Origin of the sequence: Pseudomonas sp. W2-17, assembly GCF_041060445.1 — a bacterium.
Classification (GTDB): Bacteria; Pseudomonadota; Gammaproteobacteria; order Pseudomonadales; family Pseudomonadaceae; genus Aquipseudomonas.
Genome location: NZ_JAUFNS010000004.1, coordinates 165679 through 186480 on the forward strand (window position 1 = coordinate 165679; position 20802 = coordinate 186480).

23 protein-coding genes are annotated in these 20802 nt (G+C 61.0%); 9 read left to right on the forward strand and 14 right to left on the reverse strand.

The genetic code is table 11. The features are described from left to right. Positions 1-117 precede the first annotated feature (117 nt). Positions 118-963 (forward strand): AAA family ATPase, encoded by an 846-nt coding sequence (locus QWI20_RS06405; RefSeq protein WP_369304711.1) that lies wholly within the window; start codon positions 118-120, stop codon positions 961-963. 46 nt (positions 964-1009) lie between these two features. Further along, positions 1010-2188 (forward strand): VWA domain-containing protein, encoded by a 1179-nt coding sequence (locus tag QWI20_RS06410; protein WP_369304712.1) that lies wholly within the window; start codon positions 1010-1012, stop codon positions 2186-2188. Positions 2189-2399: 211 nt separating this feature from the next. On the opposite strand, the gene QWI20_RS06415 is transcribed toward QWI20_RS06410, so the two are convergent. From QWI20_RS06415 to QWI20_RS06440, 6 genes are all read right to left on the reverse strand, one after another. Then, complete coding sequence (locus QWI20_RS06415) at positions 2400-3326, reverse strand: biotin-dependent carboxyltransferase family protein (RefSeq protein WP_369304713.1); 927 nt, start codon at positions 3324-3326, stop codon at positions 2400-2402. Continuing rightward, a complete protein-coding gene (locus tag QWI20_RS06420; protein WP_369304714.1) occupies positions 3323-4027 on the reverse strand; it encodes an allophanate hydrolase subunit 1 in 705 nt (234 codons plus the stop codon). Before QWI20_RS06420 ends, QWI20_RS06415 begins: the two co-directional genes overlap by 4 nt. Next, positions 4024-4788: a 5-oxoprolinase subunit PxpA gene (locus QWI20_RS06425; protein WP_369304716.1), complete on the reverse strand. Its 765-nt coding sequence runs from the start codon at positions 4786-4788 to the stop codon at positions 4024-4026. The genes QWI20_RS06420 and QWI20_RS06425 overlap by 4 nt, the downstream gene beginning before the upstream one ends. Before the next feature lie 253 nt (positions 4789-5041). Beyond that, positions 5042-5566: a DUF2937 family protein gene (locus QWI20_RS06430; protein WP_369304717.1), complete on the reverse strand. Its 525-nt coding sequence runs from the start codon at positions 5564-5566 to the stop codon at positions 5042-5044. Positions 5567-5579: 13 nt separating this feature from the next. After that, positions 5580-6353, reverse strand: a complete 774-nt coding sequence (locus QWI20_RS06435; RefSeq protein WP_192170911.1) for a class II glutamine amidotransferase — start codon at positions 6351-6353, stop codon at positions 5580-5582. 51 nt (positions 6354-6404) lie between these two features. Next, complete coding sequence (locus QWI20_RS06440; RefSeq protein WP_369304718.1) at positions 6405-6920, reverse strand: MFS transporter; 516 nt, start codon at positions 6918-6920, stop codon at positions 6405-6407. Positions 6921-7071: 151 nt separating this feature from the next. Between QWI20_RS06440 and QWI20_RS06445 the strand changes: the two genes are divergently transcribed. Next, entirely contained in the window at positions 7072-9129 is a 2058-nt protein-coding gene (locus QWI20_RS06445; RefSeq protein WP_369304719.1) for a S9 family peptidase, read from the forward strand. Between the two features lie 118 nt (positions 9130-9247). Beyond that, entirely contained in the window at positions 9248-9715 is a 468-nt protein-coding gene (locus tag QWI20_RS06450) for a Crp/Fnr family transcriptional regulator (protein WP_369304720.1), read from the forward strand. 12 nt (positions 9716-9727) lie between these two features. On the opposite strand, the gene QWI20_RS06455 is transcribed toward QWI20_RS06450, so the two are convergent. Next, positions 9728-10015, reverse strand: a complete 288-nt coding sequence (locus tag QWI20_RS06455; RefSeq protein ID WP_369304721.1) for a hypothetical protein — start codon at positions 10013-10015, stop codon at positions 9728-9730. A 111-nt stretch (positions 10016-10126) separates the two neighbouring features. Here QWI20_RS06455 and QWI20_RS06460 point away from each other — a divergent pair, with 111 nt between their 5' ends. From QWI20_RS06460 to QWI20_RS06475, 4 genes are all read left to right on the forward strand, one after another. After that, a complete protein-coding gene (locus QWI20_RS06460; RefSeq protein WP_237259135.1) occupies positions 10127-10813 on the forward strand; it encodes a spermidine synthase in 687 nt (228 codons plus the stop codon). 70 nt (positions 10814-10883) lie between these two features. Then, positions 10884-11255, forward strand: coding sequence for a YajD family HNH nuclease (locus QWI20_RS06465; RefSeq protein ID WP_074890657.1), 372 nt, complete (start codon positions 10884-10886; stop codon positions 11253-11255). Between the two features lie 163 nt (positions 11256-11418). Further along, positions 11419-11907, forward strand: coding sequence for an RNA methyltransferase (locus QWI20_RS06470; RefSeq protein ID WP_369304723.1), 489 nt, complete (start codon positions 11419-11421; stop codon positions 11905-11907). An 85-nt stretch (positions 11908-11992) separates the two neighbouring features. Then, a complete protein-coding gene (locus QWI20_RS06475; protein WP_369304724.1) occupies positions 11993-12364 on the forward strand; it encodes a DUF2892 domain-containing protein in 372 nt (123 codons plus the stop codon). 62 nt (positions 12365-12426) lie between these two features. Here the strand turns inward: QWI20_RS06475 and QWI20_RS06480 are convergent, their stop codons facing one another. Next, positions 12427-12876 carry a YcgN family cysteine cluster protein gene (locus tag QWI20_RS06480; RefSeq protein WP_369304725.1) on the reverse strand — a complete coding sequence of 150 codons (450 nt, stop codon included), beginning with the start codon at positions 12874-12876 and terminating at the stop codon, positions 12427-12429. A gap of 302 nt (positions 12877-13178) precedes the next feature. Here QWI20_RS06480 and QWI20_RS06485 point away from each other — a divergent pair, with 302 nt between their 5' ends. Further along, positions 13179-13772 carry a nitroreductase family protein gene (locus tag QWI20_RS06485; protein WP_369304726.1) on the forward strand — a complete coding sequence of 198 codons (594 nt, stop codon included), beginning with the start codon at positions 13179-13181 and terminating at the stop codon, positions 13770-13772. A gap of 163 nt (positions 13773-13935) precedes the next feature. Here the strand turns inward: QWI20_RS06485 and QWI20_RS06490 are convergent, their stop codons facing one another. The 6 genes from QWI20_RS06490 to QWI20_RS06515 form a co-directional block, all read right to left on the reverse strand. Further along, a complete protein-coding gene (locus QWI20_RS06490) occupies positions 13936-14868 on the reverse strand; it encodes a D-2-hydroxyacid dehydrogenase (RefSeq protein WP_369304727.1) in 933 nt (310 codons plus the stop codon). Between the two features lie 131 nt (positions 14869-14999). Next, positions 15000-15293 carry a YcgL domain-containing protein gene (locus QWI20_RS06495; RefSeq protein WP_122537448.1) on the reverse strand — a complete coding sequence of 98 codons (294 nt, stop codon included), beginning with the start codon at positions 15291-15293 and terminating at the stop codon, positions 15000-15002. After that, positions 15290-16423: a ribonuclease D gene (gene rnd, locus QWI20_RS06500; protein WP_369304728.1), complete on the reverse strand. Its 1134-nt coding sequence runs from the start codon at positions 16421-16423 to the stop codon at positions 15290-15292. Before rnd ends, QWI20_RS06495 begins: the two co-directional genes overlap by 4 nt. Before the next feature lie 140 nt (positions 16424-16563). Continuing rightward, on the reverse strand, positions 16564-17223 hold the full coding sequence (locus QWI20_RS06505; RefSeq protein WP_369304729.1) for a class I SAM-dependent methyltransferase: 660 nt from the start codon (positions 17221-17223) through the stop codon (positions 16564-16566). Next, the gene (locus QWI20_RS06510) at positions 17216-18865 is read right to left on the reverse strand and encodes a phosphoethanolamine transferase (RefSeq protein WP_369304730.1); all 1650 of its coding nucleotides are present in this window, start codon (positions 18863-18865) and stop codon (positions 17216-17218) included. The genes QWI20_RS06505 and QWI20_RS06510 overlap by 8 nt, the downstream gene beginning before the upstream one ends. Positions 18866-19061: 196 nt before the next feature. Next, positions 19062-20687 carry a GMC family oxidoreductase gene (locus QWI20_RS06515; protein WP_369304731.1) on the reverse strand — a complete coding sequence of 542 codons (1626 nt, stop codon included), beginning with the start codon at positions 20685-20687 and terminating at the stop codon, positions 19062-19064. Positions 20688-20802 lie beyond the last annotated feature (115 nt).

Genomic DNA, 20802 nt, shown 5'->3' on the forward strand with positions numbered 1-20802 from the left:
ATAAAGCGTCTGCGTTCACAGTCGCGCGGGGTGCGCGGTATAGTCGCTGCACTCTTTGCGCCCTATCTTGCGCGGTTAAGGCCTACGGCCTGTTCGCGCTGTTCGAGGATTTTCCCGATGAAATTCGAAGGCACCCACGCCTACGTCGCCACTGACGATCTGAAGCTTGCGGTCAATGCCGCCATCACCCTGGAGCGCCCGCTGCTGGTCAAGGGCGAGCCCGGCACCGGCAAGACCATGCTCGCCGAGCAACTGGCCGAATCCTTCGGTGCGCGGCTGATCACCTGGTACATCAAGTCCACCACCAAGGCGCACCAAGGCCTCTACGAGTACGACGCGGTCAGCCGCCTGCGCGACTCGCAACTGGGCGTCGACAAAGTCCACGACGTGCGTAATTACCTGAAGAAGGGCAAGCTCTGGGAAGCCTTTGAATCCGAAGAGCGGGTGATTCTGCTGATCGACGAGATCGACAAGGCAGACATCGAATTCCCCAACGACCTGCTGCAAGAACTCGACAAAATGGAGTTCTACGTTTACGAGATCGACGAGACGATCAAGGCCAAAAAGCGCCCGATCATCATCATTACGTCCAACAACGAAAAAGAACTGCCGGACGCCTTTCTGCGCCGCTGCTTCTTTCACTACATCGCATTTCCCGATCGCAGCACGCTGCAAAAGATCGTCGACGTGCACTATCCAGACATCAAGAAGGACCTGGTCAGCGAAGCACTGGACGTGTTCTTCGATGTGCGCAAAGTCCCGGGCCTGAAGAAAAAACCCTCGACCTCCGAACTGGTGGACTGGCTCAAATTGCTGATGGCCGACAACATCGGCGAAGCGGTACTGCGCGAGCGCGACCCCACCAAGGCCATCCCGCCGTTGGCCGGCGCGCTGGTCAAGAACGAGCAGGACGTGCATCTGCTTGAACGCCTGGCGTTCATGAGCCGTCGCGGCAATCGCTGAGCCTTTTTTGGTCAAGCTTATTTAGATCAAGCGCGGGACGCCGACTATGTTGCTCAACCTGTTCAACGAAATGCGCGCTGCCAAAGTGCCGGTTTCGTTGCGTGAACTGCTCGACCTCATCAACGCGCTGAAGCAGCGCGTGACGTTCGCTGATATGGACGAGTTCTATTACCTGTCGCGCACGATTCTGGTGAAGGACGAGCGCCATTTCGACAAGTTCGACCGGGCGTTCGGCGCGTACTTCAATGGCCTGGAAAAGCTCGACGATCACCTGCAGGCGTTGATCCCCGAAGACTGGCTGCGCAAGGAGTTCGAGCGTTCGCTGACGGCTGAAGAGCGCGCGCAAATCCAGTCTTTGGGCGGCCTGGATAAGCTGATCGAAGAGTTCAAGAAGCGTCTGGAAGAGCAAAAGGAGCGCCACGCCGGCGGCAACAAATGGATCGGCACCGGCGGCACCAGCCCGTTCGGTTCAGGCGGTTACAACCCCGAGGGCATCCGGGTGGGTGACGCCGGCCAACGTCAGGGCAAGGCCGCGAAGGTCTGGGATCAGCGCGAGTACAAGAACCTCGATGACGGGGTTGAACTGGGCACGCGCAACATCAAAGTGGCCCTTCGGCGTCTGCGCAAGTTCGCGCGTCAGGGTGCGGCGGACGAACTGGACATCGACGGCACGATCGACCACACCGCTCGCGACGCCGGCTTGCTGAACATCCAGATGCGCCCCGAACGCCGCAACACCATCAAGCTGTTGCTGCTGTTCGACATCGGCGGCTCGATGGACGCCCATGTGAAGATCTGCGAAGAACTGTTTTCGGCCTGCAAGACCGAGTTCAAGCACATGGAGTATTTCTACTTCCACAACTTCGTTTACGAGTCGGTGTGGAAGAACAACCAGCGCCGCACCTCCGAGCGCACCGCCACCCAAGACCTGCTGCATAAATACGGTGCGGATTACAAAGTGATCTTCATCGGCGACGCCGCCATGGCGCCCTACGAAATCACCCAACCGGGCGGCAGCGTGGAGCATTGGAACGAAGAAGCGGGCTACGTCTGGATGCAGCGGTTCATGGCCAAGTTCAAGAAGATCATCTGGATCAATCCTCACCCAAAAGACGCCTGGGCCTACACCACCTCCACCAACATCGTGCGCGACCTGATCGAAGATCAGATGTACCCGCTGACGCTGCGCGGGCTGGAGGAAGGCATGCGGTATCTGGCGAAGTGATGCTGAAATCTCAACTAAGGGCGACGTCGCGGATCTTCCCGCAGGTGGCAGACTGTGGGAGCGAGCTTGCTCGCGAAGAGGCCAGTACATTCACTGAATCTTTAGCGACTGAAATGCCGCCTTCGTGAGCAAGGTGGAGCGCCACCCCGGTCACTCCCACACGGACGGTGTTTGCCGCATGATTGCGCGGCGCCTGGACAACTGAAACCTCCTAAAGAAGACCGCTGACAAGCTTCAAAAACCGCACCTGCTCCCGATGCGCTACCTCCTGCACCACTGCCCTCATCCGCACCACACTCCCCGGCAGTTTCTGCGCCAGCCGGGCCAGTGACAGCGGCGTCAGCGCGCCGAGCCTTGGATAGCCGCCGATGGTCTGACGGTCGTTAAGCAGGATGATCGGCTGGCCGTCCGGCGGGACCTGGATAGCGCCGAGCGGGATGCCCTCGGAGATCATCGGTTTGCCCTGATAAACCAGCTCCGGCCCCAGCAGGCGCATGCCCATGCGGTCGGCGCGGCTGTCGAGGGTCCACTCGCTGTTGAACGCGTCGAACAGGCTCAAGCCGCTGAACTGCCCGATCTGCGCGCCCAGCACCACGTCCAGCGGACGCTGATCGGAAAAGTCGGGGATGAGGTGACCGGGAAGCGCGTGAAGCGCAAATGACGTCCCTGAATAAGTCAGTTGATCGCCTTCAGCCAGCGCTTTGCCGCTTCCTTCGAGCCCGCCCAGCCCTTCGCGTGTGACGGTGGCGCAGCTGCCGAGCACATCGACCGCCGCAAATCCGCCGGGGGCAGCGAGATATGCGCGGGCACCGGTGATGGGCCGGGTAAAACGCAGCTGCTGGCCTTTGCGAACGAAGAAGCTGTGCCACGGCGCAATCGGTCGGTCGTCGAGCATAACGCCCAGATCCGCACCCGCCAGCGCCAGGCAGCAGTCGGATTCGGCCAGCAGCGTCAGGCCGCCCAGCGTCACTTCGATAACGGCAGCGTTCAGCGGGTTATTCAGCAGCTTGTTGGCCCACGACATCGACACCCAATCCAGCGCGCCACCCTGGGTGACGCCGAGGTGTCTCACGCCAAACCGCCCCGCGTCCTGCAACAGGCACAGCGGCGTGCTGCTTTTTACCGTCAACGCGCTCATGCCAAGCCCTCCAGCGGCGTATCGTCGCCGCCCAGACGAATAAACTCGGCGTGATCAACGGCGGCAAAACGCACGGTATCGCCGGGCTGCATCAGGCTGTAGCCGTCGATTTCGCGGTCAAAGAGTTTGGCGGGGGTGCGGCCAAGGATGTTCCAGCCCCCGGGCGACGCCAGCGGATAGGCCGCGGTTTGCCGTTCGGCGATGCCGACACTTCCCGCCGCCACGCGCTTGCGGGGCGTCTTGATACGCGGCGCGGCGAGGATTTCTTCCACCAGCCCCATGAACGCGAACCCCGGCGCGAAGCCCAGCGCGAAGACTTGATACTCTCGCTGGCTGTGGCGGCGAATCACTTCGTCGACCGACAACCCGCTGCGCGTCGATAGCAGGTTTAACTCGGGCCCGACGCTGAGGTCGTACCAGACCGGCAACACATGCTGCCGACCGCTTTGGGCGGCGTCGGGTGCAAGATCAGTCAGCGCATCGGTAATGATGGCCCGAGCCTGTGTGGGACTCAGCGCCAACAGATCGTAATGCACCATCAGCGTGGTGTAGGACGGCACCAGATCAATCAAATGCGCAGCGAAACCCTCACGCAACCGCAACGTCGCGGCGAGCATCCACGGCATGTTGGCCTCGTCGATGACGTCGAACAGGCGGACCATCAGGCAATCGATGGCGACGACTTCAATGCGCAGGTTCACAGTGGGGATGGTCCGGTGTCAGCGCTGTTCAACGCCTGACGAATGCGCTGGACCGCGTCGATGGAGCTGGCGTTGTCGCCGTGCACGCACAGGGTGTGGGGGTGCAGTCGCAGCTCGCTGCCATCGCTGGCAATCAACGCTTCGCCTCGGGACAAGGTCATGGCCTGGGCGATGATGACTTCCGCATCGTGATGCACAGCTCCCGGCAGATTGCGGGAGACCAGACGCCCGACGCTGTCGTAGGCGCGATCGGCGAAGGCCTCGAACCAGAGCGTGACGCCGAATTCATCGGCAATGGCCTGCGCTGACGAGTTGTCCCGCATGGCCAGCAGCATCAGCGGCAGTTCCGGGTTGTAACGGGCGATGGCTTCGATGACCGCGCGCAACTGCGTCGGGTTGGCCATCATGTCGTTGTACATCGCGCCGTGTGGTTTGACGTAGCTGACGTGACCGCCCTGGGCTCGGCAAACGCCGTCGAGTGCGCCGATCTGGTAATGCAGCAGGTCTTGAATCTCTTGCGCAGAACAGGCCATCGAGCGACGGCCGAAACCCACCAGATCCTGATAAGCCGGGTGCGCGCCAATGGTGACATTGTTGGCCAGGGCCAGCGCGACGGTTTTGCGCATGATGCTCGGATCACCGGCATGAAAGCCGCAGGCGATATTGGCGCAATCGATGTAGGGCATGACCTCGGCGTCCAGACCCATGGTCCAGGCGCCGTAGCTTTCGCCGATATCACAATTCAATAACAGGCGGCTCAAGGGCGTGACTCCTGTGCGATTGAAACGGGGAGAAGCTCGAGTGTACGCGCGGGGTTGTCAGGTTGGCAGCGCGGGAACACAGGGCTGTGCGTTGGGAGCATTCTTCGGCGGGAATGGCTCGAGCGTCCAACTAATTAAAGCGCGGGGGCAGGATAAGAAAAAGTGAACGGTGCGGGGAATCTTTGCTGACCGGAACGGCCCCTTCCCGGCTGAAGCCGGTCCCACTGGTAACGCGGTGACCGGGCAACCCGCCTCAGCGCCAGTCGCGCCCCACCGGTCGCACATGGTGTCGACCGACGAACACCCAATCAATGAACACCACAATACTTTCGATGACCAGCGAGAACAGCAGCGCGCACATCAGGCCCCAGCCGATGACTTCCGGCGACAGCAGCACCTGCCAGGTGTAACCATTCCAGGTTTCGGTGCGGATGTTGGTGTCGGCGGCGGTCAGCACATGCCAGGCGCGGGCATACCACGGGCCTTGCAGGGCCAGCCATTCGCGGTCGAGGGTCTGATTGCGGCTGAGCAAATTATTGATGTTGTCGGCGTCGGTACGGAACACCGGGTCGTCGCTGGTGCGGTAGTGCTGGATCAACGCCTGGACGTCGCCATTGAAGAACCGCAGGGCGGTCTCGTTATAGCCGCGCAGGCTTTGCTGCGCTTCCAGCATGTGCGCTTCGACGCGCTTGCTGTAATCGCTGATGAAGCCTGGAATCTGCACGCCTACCAACAGGCCTGCCGTGAACAACACCAGTCGTATATAGCTGCGCAGCATAGATCCCTCTCTTTCAGGCCGAGCCTTCGGCAACGCATTCGCCGCGGCGCCAAAGACTCCAGTGACCCGGCTCGTAACGGTTCCAGGTCTCGTTTTCGGTGAGCGGCTCGGTGGCAATCACCGTTACCACATCGTTGGGCGTGGTTTCCGCCTGAAAATCGACGATGACATCGACGTCTTTCAGGCGCGCCGGCCCGAACGGGGCGCGGCGGGTGATGTGCACCAGCTTGGTCGAACAGTAGCAAAACAGCCAGTCGCCATCACTGAGCAGCGCATTGAACACGCCTTTGCTGCGGTATTCGTTGCAGGCCTCGACCAGGGTCGGCAGCAATTGCTCGATCTCGACCGGCTCGGGGAACGCTTCGCGCACCCGGTTAAGCAGATCGCAGAACGCCGCTTCGCTGTCGGTATCGCCCACCGGCCGATAAAACGTTGCGCCGGGATTGAAATCCGCGAGCTGACCGTTGTGGGCGAAACACCAGTTGCGCCCCCACAGTTCACGCACGAAAGGATGGGTGTTGGACAGGCAGACCTTGCCAACGTTGGCCTGACGAATGTGGCCGATGACCACTTCGCTTTTGATCGGGTAACGCTGGACCAGCTGCGCGACTTCCGACTCGCTGCTCGCGGCAGGGTCCTGAAACAGGCGCAAGCCTCGGCCTTCGTAGAAGCCGATGCCCCAACCGTCGCGGTGCGGACCGGTGCGACCACCGCGCTGCATCAGCCCGGTGAAGCTGAACACGATGTCGGTCGGGACATTGGCACTCATGCCCAGGAGTTCACACATGATCAGGTCTCGGTGCGTTGACGCACGCGTCCAGGAAGACGCTGGTCACGATCACAGCTTGGGTTCGACGCGATAACGGCCGCTTGGCCCCGGCGTTGACGCAGCCACTGGCGTTGAAGTAGACGACTGGCTGGCCAAGCGCCCTGCCCCTTGATCGGCATAAGGCTCGTCGTGTTCCTTTTGCTCGGCGGCAGCCTGAGCAGCGGCCGCTTGGGCGTGGGCCAGACGGGCTTTTTTCTTGCGCAGGAACGGCAAGCGGATCAAGGCGAAGATGAGGTAGAGCCCCAGGGCGATGGCGCCGTAGGTGGAGAGGTCGAGCACGGCGCGCCAGACGTTGTTGCCGACTTTCAGCGCCAGATCCAGCACGCTGATCGCCAGCGCCGGGGCGTATTGATCCTTGGCCGGATCGACGATGGTCGGGCAGAACAACAGCACGGCGCCGATCACGCGCAGGGGTTCGCGCAGGTAGCGCCACATCCAGCCGGTCAGCTTGAACCACACCAACAGACAGCCCAACGCGGCGAACGCGTAGAGGCCCCAGGCAATCAGATAGTCGTTGTCGGTCATGACGTCCGTGGTAAGGCAGGTAAAGAGGCGCTTATGATAACGACTTTTCACCAGCCCGGCTTCCCCGGCTTCAGTTATCGGTCTGCCGCGTGTCCCGTACCGGGCAGCGCGACCGATCCCGTTCAGATGAGCCCACGTGAGAGAGCCCAGCATGCCTTCCGCCCCACATACTTCCAGCGCCCCCGTCGCCCGCAAGGCTGACGGCGCCGACCCGTACGCCTGGCTGCAAAACCGCGACACCGATGAAGTGCTCGATTACCTCAAGGCCGAGAACGCCTGGCAGGAACAGCAGCTCGCCGACCTGCAGCCATTGCGCGAAACCCTGTTTCAGGAAATCAAGGGTCGCATCCTTGAAACCGACCTGTCACTGCCCTCCCCCTGGGGTCCGTATCTTTATTACACGCGCACCACCGAGGGCGACGAATACGCCCGTCACTATCGTTGCCCGCGTCCGGCCGATGACTCCCAGACCCTCGACGAAAGCGCTGAAGAGTTGCTGCTCGACCCCAACGAACTGGCCGGCGGAGGCTTCTTCTCCCTCGGCGCGTTCAGCATCAGCCCCGACCATCAACGCCTGGCCTACAGCCTCGACACCAGCGGCGAAGAGGTTTATCAGCTGTACGTCAAAGAGCTGAGCAGCGGCATGGTCAGCAGCCTGCCGTTCGAAGACTGCGACGGCAGCATGACCTGGGCCAACGACAGCCAGACGCTGTTCTTCGGCGAGCTGGACGATACCCATCGTCCGCACAAGCTGTACCGTCATAAGCTGGGCGAAGCATCCGCCGAGCTGGTGTTCAGCGAGCCGGACGGACGCTTCTTCCTGCATTGCTACCGCAGCAGCTCGGAGCGGCAGTTGATCGTGGGGCTGGACAGCAAAACCACCAGCGAGGCCTGGGTGCTGGACGCCGACACACCCCAGCAGAAGTTCGTGTGCATGGCGCTGCGCAGCGAAGGTCACGAATACTCAGTGGACCACGGCCTGATTGAGGGCGAATGGAGCTGGGTCATCCGCAGCAATCAGGAGGGCATCAACTTTGCGCTGTACCACGCACCTGAAAAAACCGATGGCATCCCGGAGCGTGGCGACTGGCAGAACCTGATTGCCCACAGCGACACGGTCATGCTCGACGGCTTCAGTCTCAACGCCAAAGGCCTGACCTTGAGCCTGCGCGAAGGCGGCTTGCCGATCGTCGAAGTCCATCCCCAAGGGCTGCCGGCCTATCGCGTGCAACTGCCGGATGCGGCGTACAACCTGTATGTGCAGGACACCCTTGAGTTCGAGAGCGACAAAATTCGCCTGCGCTATCAGTCGCTGAATCGTCCGCCGCAGGTGTGGCAATTGTCGCTGGCGACCGGGGAACAAATCGTACTCAAGGAAACGCCCGTACTGGGTGTGTTCGATGCCGATGCCTACGTCAGCCAGCGGTTGTGGGCGACAGCCGCCGACGGTACGCAAGTGCCGATCAGCCTGGTGGTCAAACGCGAGCTGGCCGGTCAGACCGTTCCGCTGTATCTGTACGGCTATGGCGCGTACGGCGAAAGCCTGGACCCGTGGTTCTCTCACGCACGGCTGAGTTTGCTTGATCGCGGCATCGCTTTCGCCATCGCTCACGTGCGCGGCGGCGGTGAGCTGGGCGAGGCCTGGTACCGCAACGGCAAGCAGGAGCACAAGCAGAACACCTTCAGCGACTTCATCGCCTGCGCCGAACACTTGATCGCGGAGAACATCACCACTGCCGGGCAACTGATCATCAGTGGCGGCAGTGCCGGCGGCCTGTTGATTGGCGCAGTGGTCAATCAGCGTCCGGAGCTGTTCAAGGCGGCCATCGCTGAAGTGCCGTTCGTTGATGTGCTGAACACCATGCTCGATCCCGATCTGCCGCTGACCGTCACCGAGTACGACGAATGGGGCAACCCGCAAGAGCCCGATGTTCACGCGCGGATCAAGGCCTACGCCCCTTACGAAAATGTCACGGCGCAGCAGTATCCGGCCATGCTGGTGATCGCGGGCTATAACGACAGCCGTGTGCAGTATTGGGAAGCCGCCAAGTGGGTGGCGAAACTGCGTGATCTGAAAACCGACGACAACCTGCTGTTGCTCAAGACCGAACTGGGCGCAGGCCACGGCGGCATGAGCGGGCGTTATCAGGGATTACGTGACGTAGCACTCGAATACGGATTTATTCTGAAAGTGCTGAAACTGGCCTGACGAAATCTGCGCAGGCGGTGTGTCACATGGCAAGCCCCGGACGCTGTAAAGTCCGGGGCGGCTCTCACGCCAGTCAGTGCTTCACGCAATCTCCCTGAACACTCAACAAGAACTCGCCATGTCTACATTACTCAACAAAGAAATCCGCGACATGCTGATGGACTGCGGTCTGTTCATCGCCCTGACGCCCGCGGAATTTGCCGCGGCTGCGGGATACTTCAGCATCAGCAACATTGAAAAAGGTGACGCGATCTTCAACGAAGGCGACGCGGGCACCTTCATGTGCATCATTCATTCGGGCACGGTGTCGGTGCAGAAGCTCAACAGTGACGGCCATCCGGTGGAGACCGCGATTCTGCGCAGTGGCAGGGCGTTTGGCGAAATGGCCGTGCTGGACGGCGAACGCCGCTCGGCTACCTGCGTTGCCGCGTCCTCGTGCGATCTGTTGAACCTGGGCAAGGACTCGCTGGACAAGATGCTCAACGAAGCGCCGAAGGTCGCGGCGAAGATCATCCGCGCGATCGCGGTGGCGATGTCGAAACGGCTGCGCATGATGGACGGTCAGGTAGTCGCCCAGCAGGATTAAGCAGAACGGCCTTCAGGGATTCGGCTTGGCGGACGGCTGCAAGCCCGGCAACGGCTCATCGTCCTTTGGCGGACCTGGTTGGGGAATCTTCGGCAGCAGCGGCGGGTTGCCCTGCCCGCCTGCATGGGGAACGCCCGGCGGTGCCACTTGCGGATACGGCGTTGGCGTTGCGGTGCCGGGCGAACCGGCGGACGCCGCCATGGGCTCGGGCGTGTTCAAAACAGGTTGCAGGCTCTCGGCAGACGCTTGCGACACGCCGAGCACAGTGATGACAATCGTCAGTAGAATGGAGCACTTCATCGTTGGCCTCCCCTGCCAATCTTTCACTTACCGCTCAGGCTACTCCTGCGCAACCCATCGCGCTCTGACAAATTGCGCTGTATGCGGCCCGACCCTTTTGACGAGTTATCCATGAAACGTTTTGTTCTGCTCGACACCACTCCGATCCCCGATAACGGCGGCGCCTTGTGCCTGTTCGAGTACGGCGAGGATTTTGTCATCAAGATTCAGGGCGGCGACGGCGGCCAGTTGATGAACACGCGCATGCACGGCTCCGAAGACGCCCTGGCCGAAATCCCCTGCAAGAAGGTCGCGTCCCGCCTCAACCCGCGGGTGCTGATCGGCGGACTGGGCATGGGCTTCACCCTGGCGTCGGCACTCAAGCACCTGGGCAAGAACGGCGAAGTAGTGGTCGCCGAGCTGGTACCCGGCGTCGTCGAGTGGAACCGCGGCGCGTTGGGTGAGAAATCGGGCAATCCGTTGCAGGATCCACGCGCCAAGGTGGTGGTACAGGACGTCGCTCAGGTGCTGAAAGCCGAGCCTCAGGGCTTTGATGCGATCATGCTGGACGTCGACAACGGCCCTGAGGGCCTGACGCAAAAGTCCAACAGCTGGCTGTATTCGGCCGGCGGTCTTGCGGCATGCGCCAGCGCACTGCGCCCCAAAGGTGTGCTGGCCGTGTGGTCCGCCAGCGCCGACGCAGCCTTCAGCGACAAGCTGCGCAAGGCCGGTTTCAAGGCCGAAGAGGTCAAGGTCTACGCCCATGGCAACAAGGGCACACGACATACCATCTGGATCGCTGAAAAACTCAAGGGCTGATCGACGGGCAAAGCGCTAGACTTGCCTGCATTGCTCTCCATCGCCAACAGAACACGAAACAGGTGACGCCATGAGTTCGGCCAACACGCCAACCAATACTTCCAAACTGGACCGCATCCTCGCCGACAACCAGCGTGACCGCGAAATGGGTTACCGCGACAAAGCCCTGCGCATGTACCCCCATGTCTGCGGCCGCTGCGCCCGGGAATTTGCCGGCAAACGCCTCAGCGAGTTGACCGTTCACCACCGCGACCACAACCACGACAACAATCCCCAGGACGGCTCCAACTGGGAGCTGCTGTGCCTGTACTGCCACGACAACGAACACTCGCGCTACACCGACCAGCAATACTTTTCGGAAAGCTCGACCAGCAGCCCGAAAACCGCCAAGGCGACTCACAACCCGTTCGCCGCGCTGGCCGGGTTGATGAAGAAGGATTGAGGCGTTGAGCTGCAAGTTTTAAGCGGCAAGCTGCAAGCAAGGGCACGGCGGCGCTTAAGCGATCACCGCTTGCCAGGCTTGTGGCTTGTGGCTTGCCGCTTAAAGCTTAAAGCTGCCTCTTTCCCCTATAATCCCGCGCTTTCTCTGATGAGCACCCTCCCCCGTGGCCAACAAACGCTATGCCTGCATCGGCTTGTTCAATCCCAAGTCCCCGGAAAACGTCGGTTCGGTGATGCGCGCAGCAGGCTGTTATGGCGTGGCGTCGGTGTTCTACACCGGCAAGCGCTACGAGCGTGCCCGCGATTTCGTTACCGACACCAAGAAGATCCACCAGGACATCCCGCTGATCGGCATCGATGACCTGAGAAAGATCATCCCGCTGGGCTGCGTGCCGGTGGCCGTTGAGTTGGTCGAGGGCGCACGTGCGTTGCCGGAGTACACCCACCCTGATCGGGCCATCTATATCTTCGGGCCGGAAGACGGTTCGCTGGATAAAGAGATCCGCGATTGGTGCGAAGACGTGGTGTACATCCCCACGACGGGCTGCATGAACCTCGCGGCGACGGTCAACGTCGTGCTTTACGACCGCATGGCCAAAGGCATCAACACCCGCTCTGGCCCGCAGTTCGGACGGGAAACCGATCGCAGCTGACGTCCGCGCGCTGACAAAACGCATTGAACAGTTTGCGCTTGTGACAGTCAGCTTTAAGGACCCTATCTTCCACGGAGAACGCATCATGAGCGACACCCCGATCATTGAACGCATCGAACGACCTTTGCACGATTACCCGCAGCAGAACGTACAGGGCTGGGAGCGCATCGGCTCGCTGGCAGGTGGTGTACTGATGATGGGTAAAGGCCTGCGCCGCGGCGGGATCTTTGGTCTGGTGGAATTGGCAATCGGCGGCGCCGTACTGGCCCGTGGCATCACTGGCCACTGCTCGGCCAAGGCGCTCATCGACAAAAGCCGCAGCGAAATGGACGTAGCCCGTTCGCGCATCGAAGAAGCAGGCGCCGAACTGAGCAAGCTGAAAACCAAGGCTGAAGTCGCTGTAGAAGACGCTGTCGACACTGGCGTCGACGCGTTGAAAGGTCCGAAAGGCGTCTGATCGACGCTGCATCGCAAGCAAGCTCGTGACGGCTGAACCGACAGCCTCACGAGCTTTTTGCGTTAGCCCGCGCGAAAAATCAGATAATCCTCCCAGTCGTCCTCGGGCACGCTGCCTTCGCCGAGCATTCGGCCGGACTGAGAAATACGCTGCTTGTGCACCTGTTTCCGGTCCCCGCACACCAAATGGTGCCAGAGCGGCAAGTCCTTGCCCTCGCTGACCAGCCGATAGCCGCAGGTGGGCGGCAACCACTTGAATTCATCGGCCTGTCCGGGTGTCAGCTGAATGCAGTCCGGGACCTGGGCCCGGCGATTCGGGTAATCGGTGCAGGCGCAGGTGTTCAGGTCCAGCAGCTTGCAGGCGATGCGCGTGTAGTAAACGCTGCCGTCATCCTCGTCCTCGAGCTTTTGCAGGCAGCACAAACCGCAGCCGTCACACAGCGACTCCCACTCGACTGCATCGAGCTGCTCAAGGGTTTTGCGTATCCAGAAGGGTTCTACGATGGCGGCCATGGTTCTCGCGCAAACAGCTGTGGGGCAATGAAAGGCCGCCAGTCTAGAGGTACAAGTGAGTTGGGCCAAGCACGGGCGACTGTCGGTCAATGCGCGCGGCAGATGGAAGCGGCTTCAACCACGCAATGCGCAGGCTTGCCAGCAACGAAGCGGCGCAGTAGCGTTAGGCCCTCGCGGGCAGGTCTGCCATTGCCCGCGCTGACCAACCCCCCTTGCGACGATGCCTGCCGTCAACGGCCCATCTGAATGATCACGCCGTCTGCTACAGGCGAGCGGTTTATCTCTCTTTCAGGATCAAATCCATGAGCGCCAATCCCCGTGTTGCCGAGTACGCCATCGACCCGCAATTCATCGAGCGCTGGTCGCCACGCGCTTTCAGCGGCGAGAGCATCCCGCAGGAAACCCTGCTGAGCTTTTTTGAAGCCGCGCGCTGGGCGCCTTCGGCCTACAACTCACAGCCATGGCGTTTTCTCTACGCTCGCCGTGACACGCCAAACTGGGAGCGCTTCCTCGGCCTGCTGAATGAATTCAATCGCGGCTGGGCGCAGCATGCCTCGGCGCTGGTGATCATTATTTCCAAAACCACCTTCACCGCCCCCGGCGCGACCGAAGAAACCCCGGCGCTGTGGCACACCTTCGACACGGGTTCGGCGTGGGGATATCTGGCGCTGCAGGCGAGCATCAGCGGCTGGCACACCCACGGCATGGCCGGTTTCGATCAGGAACTGACTCGCAACACACTGAAGATTCCAGAGAATTACGCGGTGCATGCGGCCGTGGCGGTCGGCAAGCTGGGGGATAAATCGACGCTGGCTGAATACCTTCAGGCCCGGGAAACGCCGAGCCCGCGTCGGCCGCTGACTGAATTGGCGGCCGAGGGGGATTTCAGTTTGTAAGGGCAGGAATAAGCGCGCTGTTTGAGTGGGACCGGCCTTAGCCGGGAAGGCGTCGGGGGCCACTCCACAAAATGGATGGCGTACACACTGGCCCCTTCCCGGCTGAAGCCGGTCCCACTAAGTACGCACTGTGTCAGCGGGTCCGGCGTTAGCCGGGAAGTGCTCAATACCCCTTCGCGAAATCCACTTCTCCGCGCAACGCCTCGCCGGCCGCATAGGCCTTGAGGTTGTCCACAAACAGCTGGGTCATCGCCGGCGGCGAAGTGGGTGCCGAGCTGTGACCGGTGAGCAAAAGGCCCCACGCCGTCCAGAACGGGTGACGCTGGGGCAGTGGCTCTTGCCGGCAGACGTCAATGACCGCCCCCGCCAGATGCCCTTCTTTCAGCGCCTCGACCAGATCCGCATCAACCACCGCCGTACCCCGACCGACGTTGATGAACAGCGCCGAGGGCTTGAAACAGGCAAACAGTTTGGCGTTGTAGAGGTCGTGGGTCTGCGGCGTGTTGGGCAGCAGGTTGATGACGAAATCGACCTCGGCCACCAGACGCGGCAAGTCCTCCAGCGCAGCCACTTCAAGGAACGGCGCTTCAGTCCGCGCGCTTGACGCAACGCCATACAGCTCGACGCCAAACGGCACGAGGCACTGGGCGACGTGCCGGCCAATGTCGCCCGTCCCGACGATCAGCGCTTTGCGCCCCGAGAGGCTGCGGCCCATGCGGTTGTCCCACTTGCGCTCGACCTGACTGACCAACCGCGCCAGCACTTCACGCTCGTGTACCAACATGTAGGTCAGCACGAACTCGGCCATCACCTGACCGAAGATGCCGACGGCGCGGGTCAGTTGATAATCGCGGTATAGCCCGTCAGCCAGCAGCGGCGTGATGCCGGCCCAGGTCGATTGCAGCCATTTCGGTTTGTGGCCCTGGCGCAGCAGATTCGCCAGCAGGTCGGGCTGACCGAGCCAGATCGGCGCCTCGGCGGCCATTTTCGACAGTTCGGCGGAGTTACCGCTGCTCAGCACTTCGATCTCGGGAGCCGTCTGGCGGAGCAGTTCGGTGTAAACGGGGTAATCGTGTTCGGCGATCAGAACGCGCATGGATTCAAAACTCGAATAAACGGGGCATGCGACCGCGCAGCGTGCCGGACCGCGCTCGGTTGAGCCGGTCAGGTCTGACGCGTGCAACGGTCCGGTGTACCCCTGCGGTGGATTGCAGGGTCAGAAATCGATCACATCGGATCGTTGCGGCGCAGCAGCTCTTCGGGCAAGTGCTCGATGTAATCGTCTTCAGCCGGTGGCATCTGCAGGTGGTAACCCTGCTTGTCCAGATTGGCGAGCACCGCATGAATGTCTTCACGGGCCAGGGCGCGTTCCGGCGACAGGACCAGATTGAAGGCGTGCTGCGGCTTGCCGAACGCGGTCAGCAATTCCTCGGGCACACGCTCCAGGGCGTCGCTCTTGAGGACATACAGGTACATTTCGTTCCTGCGCGGGCTGCGGTAGATGGAGCAAATACGTTTCAAGGCTGTTCTCCGGCGTTGGCCAGGCTGTCGAGCAGCATCTGGCCCATCAATTCGCGGCGCCAGCCACGCAGCGAATCGGGCAGTTTATAGGGACCGTCTGGGTAACCGGTCTTGAGCAGGGCTTCGAGGGTCTTTTTGCGCAGCATCAATTCCGGGGCCATGTCGAGGCCCTCGGCTTGCTGCTGGCCAATGACACGCAAGCTCTTGAGCACGTTAGAGGCCTCGATCGGCAGCGGCTCCGGCAACGCGGGCGGCCACAGATCCGGCGACACGCTGCCGGCTTTCTTGATCAGGTCGAGCAAAAACTCGCCGTCCTGACGCACGGTCTTGGGGTGCATGTCGTCGATTTTCGCCAGCGCGGCGAGGTTGTCTGGCTGGGACTTTGCCAGCGGCCAGAGCGAATGTTCGCGCAGGATGCGGTTGCGTGGCTGATTACGCAGGCGCGCCTGCTGCTCGCGCCAGGCGCAGAGCTCACGCAGCACGGCGAGTTGCGCACGGGACAGCTTCCACGCCAGCTTGGCATCGCGGTAAGCGTCATAAGGATCGGTTTCGCGGCGCAGATTGGCGACCAGTTCAGCACCGTCCTCCAGCACCCACGCGTACTTTTCATCGGACAGACGCGGACGCAGCAGGTTGTACACCTCGGCCAGGTGCACGGCGTCTTCGGCGGCGTAGCTGATCTGGGTTTCCGAAAGTGGACGCTGCAGCCAGTCCGAACGCGTCTCGCCTTTGGGCAGATCGATGTTCAGCACTTCCTGGACCAGACGCGAATAACCCATCGAGAACCCGAGGTTCAGATAGGCCGCCGCCAGTTGCGTGTCGAACAGCGGCGCCGGGAGGCTGCCGGTCAGGCGCAGCAGCACCTCGAGGTCCTCGCTGCAGGCGTGAACGACTTTGATGAGGTCAGGGTTTTCCAGCAGCGCGGCCAGAGGCTTCCAGTCGCTGATCAGCAACGGGTCGATCAGGTAGGCGCTTGAACCATCGCCGATCTGCAACAGCGCGGCGATGGGATAGAAGGTGTCGACCCGCATGAATTCGGTGTCGAGCGCGACGTAGGGCAGTGTCTGCCACTGTGCGCAATGTTCGGCGAGGCTATGGTCGTCGCGAATCCAGTGAATATCGATGGCCACACGGCTCTCCCTCGAAGAATGGCGCGCAGTATATATCGCTACAAGCGGTTACCGGGCATCCGTCCTGCAAGTCTCGAACAACTTCATCTTTGAAGCGCGCAAATAGCCGCCGTGGCGACGACCGTCCATCCGATCACTGATCACTGGCCGGCCTTGCGCAGCACATACACGCGCCACATGGCGTAGCCGGGGAGAAAGTCGTGATGATCGACGATCCTGAAACCCGCCCGCGCGAACTCGGATTCGATGTCGCTGCGGCACACCACGAATCGATTACGGGGGGCGGACACACCAACCTCCAATCGACCTTGCTGACGTTTGCGACGCCACGATTTCACATTGCCGTCGACCCACAGCGCGACGATGGCCGTGTCGCGGGTCACTCGATGAAACTCGTCGAGAATTGCACCGCGTTTTTCGCTGTCGCCCAGGTGATGGAACAACCGCATGCAGAAGATGCAGTCCACCGCGTTGGCGGACAGGCCGATGGAGAACGCCGAACTCTGGAACGTGCGGATGCGCTTGCGCACCTCGCTGGATGACTGTGCCTCGGCGAACGCCAGCCTGTCGGTTGAAGGATCGGCCGCGAGGATCACCCGATTGGCATGTTCGGCCAGCACCGGCCAGAAACGCCCGGATCCCGACGGCAAGTCCAGCACCAGTCCGGGCTCGCCCGCATCCCGCAACGCTTTGCGCGCCAGCTGCGCATCGCGCCACAGACTCAGGCGTCGGCTGAGGGTATGTTCATGCTGGCGCACGTATTCTTCGACGTGAACCTTTTTGCTGAGGGGCTCACTCATTGGCCAGTACCCCGTCCGTATAAATCCCCCGACAGCCCGCGAACATGTCCAGCGCCGGGTTATAGACGCTTGTCCGCACTTGCAACAGGCCCAGCATCGAATGGAACAAGTTGTCCTGACTGAGCGGCGCGTTCCGCTCTTTTTGCAGACAGTGGGTATCCACGGCAAACGACTGCTGGTAGCTATCGGAAAACCAGGCAATCATCGGGACATGTTTCTGTTGATCGGGCGCCAGCATATAAGGCGTGCCGTGCAGGAACAGGTTGTATTCACCCAACGACTCGCCGTGGTCGGAGAGATAAACCATGGCCGTGTCTACTTTGCCCTGATTGCTGCGCAGAATATCAATCAGCGACGCCAGCACATGATCGGTGTACAGCAACGTGTTGTCGTAACCGTTGACGATACTTTCCCGTGAGCAATTATTCAGGGCATTGCTTTCGCACACCGGGGTGAACTTCTCGAATTCTTTGGGATAACGCTTGAAGTACTCAGGCCCATGACTGCCCATCTGATGCAATACCAGCACGGTGTCTTTGTCCAGTGTGTCGATGAAGTGCTGCAGCCCCTGCAGCAGGATTTCATCGCGGCACTCGTTGTTGGCACACAACGCCGGATCCTTGAAGTTGCTGACGTCCTGCATCGTCACCCGGTCGCAGGTGCCTTTGCAGCCCGATTGGTTGTCCCGCCAGATGACATCGAGCCCGGCGCGTTTCAGCACATCGAGCACGCCTTCTTCATTGCGCGCGGTCGTCGCGTTGTAATCCTTGCGGCCCATGTTGGAAAACATGCACGGCACCGACACCGCCGTCTCCGTGCCGCAGGAATGCACGTCAGTAAACGTGAGCAAGCCACGCTCCTTGCTCAGCTGTGGCGTGGTGTCGCGGTTATAGCCCAGGATGCCGAAGTTCTCGGCCCGCGCACTTTCGCCCACGACCAGCACGGTCAGCGACTTGCGCTTGTGCTGCTGCCAGTCGCTGGCAAGTTTGGCGTCTTGACCAATACTCACGAACGGCCGCTGCGCAGACTTGACCTGCTCGCTCAAGTAACCCACGGACGCCGCCAGGTAATTGCTCGGCACCACCATCAGGCGCAACTCGTGATGATTGCGAAACAGCGACGACAGCCCCTGGTAATTCAACAGCGCCACACCGCCAATGGCGACAGCGCACACGATAGATACCAGCGCCTTGCTGAGCAACTCACGGGGCCAGCGGCGATAGGCAATCGGTGTTTTGAAAAGAATCACCGAAGGCACGACACCCAAAAAGAATAAATAACCGAGCAACTTCAAAGAGAGCAGATCGCGCACTTCGGTGACATTGGTTTCAGCGAAGTTTCGGAACATACCCGAATCAATCATCACGCCATACTGGCTCATGAAATAAGCCACACCGGCGCTGACAAAAAAGATAACGATCAACACCGGTTTCAATACACGCTTGAACGCTAACAGCGTGAAAAAAATATTAAATACACAGAACACCATCAGCGCAAAAGCACCGCGCAACAACAGGCCCTTACCGTCAGAATCGGTAATTGCAAATACGTGCTGCCAGAGGGTCAGGTTAAACCCGATCAACAAAAAGGCACTGGCAAGCAATGTCACAAGCTCGGGACGAACTGCTTTGACGTTCAGCATAAAAGTCTGCTTGGCTGGAAATGAGAATATAAACGCGGGAGGAACCCCGCCGATGCCGCGAACTTTAGGCATCGGGCCATCAATTTTTTGTGAAAAGGATGAGAACGATTGGTGGGGTGGGATTGTCGCTTGTTGAATAGGCTCCTGCGGTGCAAGCCGCAGGAAATCAGCCAGGCCTTCAGTAGCCGGTCAAGCTTTATGCCGAACGGGTCTGCTCCGCTGCATCCTCAATAATCATCTGCGCCGCCTTCTCGGCGATCATCACGGTCGGCGAGCAGGTGTTGCCGGAGGTGATGCTCGGCATGATCGACGCGTCCACCACGCGCAGGCCGGTGATGCCGTGCACCCGTAGGCGTTCGTCGACTACGGCGTCGCGGCCCTGCCCCATCTTGCAGGTGCCGACCGGGTGAAAGATCGTGGTGCCGACGACGCTGGCCGCCTCGCGCAGTTCTTCCTCGGTTTGCAGGCTCGCGCCGGGCAGGTACTCAACCGGCTCGAAGCGAGCCAGCGCAGGCGCGGCGGCGATGCGACGGGTCAGGCGAATCGCGTCCGCAGCCACTTTGAGGTCGGTCTCGTGACTCAGGTAATTCGGCCTGATGATCGGCGCGGCATCGGCCAGCGCCGAACGGATTTCCACCGTGCCACGGCTCTGCGGGCGCAAATCACACACGGACGCAGTGAATGCGGGAAACCCGTGAAGCGGTTCGCCGAAGCGCTCAAGGGACAAGGGCTGCACGTGGTATTCGAGATTGGCGCTTGCCTGCTCCGGCCCCGAGCGCGCAAAAGCACCCAACTGACTCGGCGCCATCGCCAACGGACCGCTGCGATTGAGGGCGTAACGCAGGCCCATGTTCATCTTGCCCCACACACTGCCGGCCATTTGATTCAGCGTCTGGCCGTTTCTGACCTTGTAGATCAGGCGCAACTGCAGGTGATCCTGCAAATTCTCGCCGACGCCGGGCAGCTCATGCCGAACGCCGATACCGAGCTTTTCGAGCAATGGCCGCGGCCCGATGCCTGAGCGTTGCAGGACCATGGGCGATCCGATGGCGCCGCAGCAGAGGATGATTTCCCGCCGGGCGCGAAGCGTCTGTTCCTGCCCATTGACGCGAGCAATCACCCCGCTGGCGCGACTGTTTTCGAACGCCACGCGCGACACTTCCGCGCCTGTAATCACCGTCAGGTTCGGGCGTTTCAACGCCGGCCGGAGAAATGCCTTGGAAGCGTTCCAGCGCACACCGCGCCGCTGATTGACTTGAAAATAGCTGCACCCTTCGTTGTCGCCGCCATTGAAGTCGGGGATCGACGGGATTCCGGTTTGCGCCGCCGCCTCACGGAACGCATCCAGCAACGTCCATGAAAGACGCTGCTGCTCGACGCGCCATTCACCTTTCGCGCTGTGAAGTTCCGAGTCGCCGGCGTAGTGGTTTTCCGAGCGCTTGAAGATCGGCAGGACGTCTTTCCAGCCCCAGCCCGTGTTGCCCTGCTCCGCCCACCCGTCGTAGTCCCGTGACTGGCCGCGCATGTAGATCATGCCGTTGATGGACGAGCACCCGCCCAGTACTTTGCCGCGAGGGTAGTTGAGGGCGCGTCCGCCGAGGCCGGGCTCCGCTTCGGTTTTGAAGCACCAGTCGGTGCGCGGATTGCCGATGCAGTAGAGGTAGCCCACCGGCACATGAATCCAGGGGTAATTGTCCTGACCGCCGGCTTCGAGCAACAGGACCCGGTGAGCAGGATTCTGCGACAGCCGATTGGCCAGCAGGCAGCCCGCCGGGCCTGCGCCGACGATGATGTAGTCATGGAGACTAACGTCCGTTTGCATGCATCCCTCGCTGATATTTTTTGTTTTTATGCAGGGCCCATCCTGAAGTTTTTCGCCACAAAACAAAAGACCGCCGCATGTTTCCATGGGGCGGTCCGGTTTGAAGCGCTTGCCG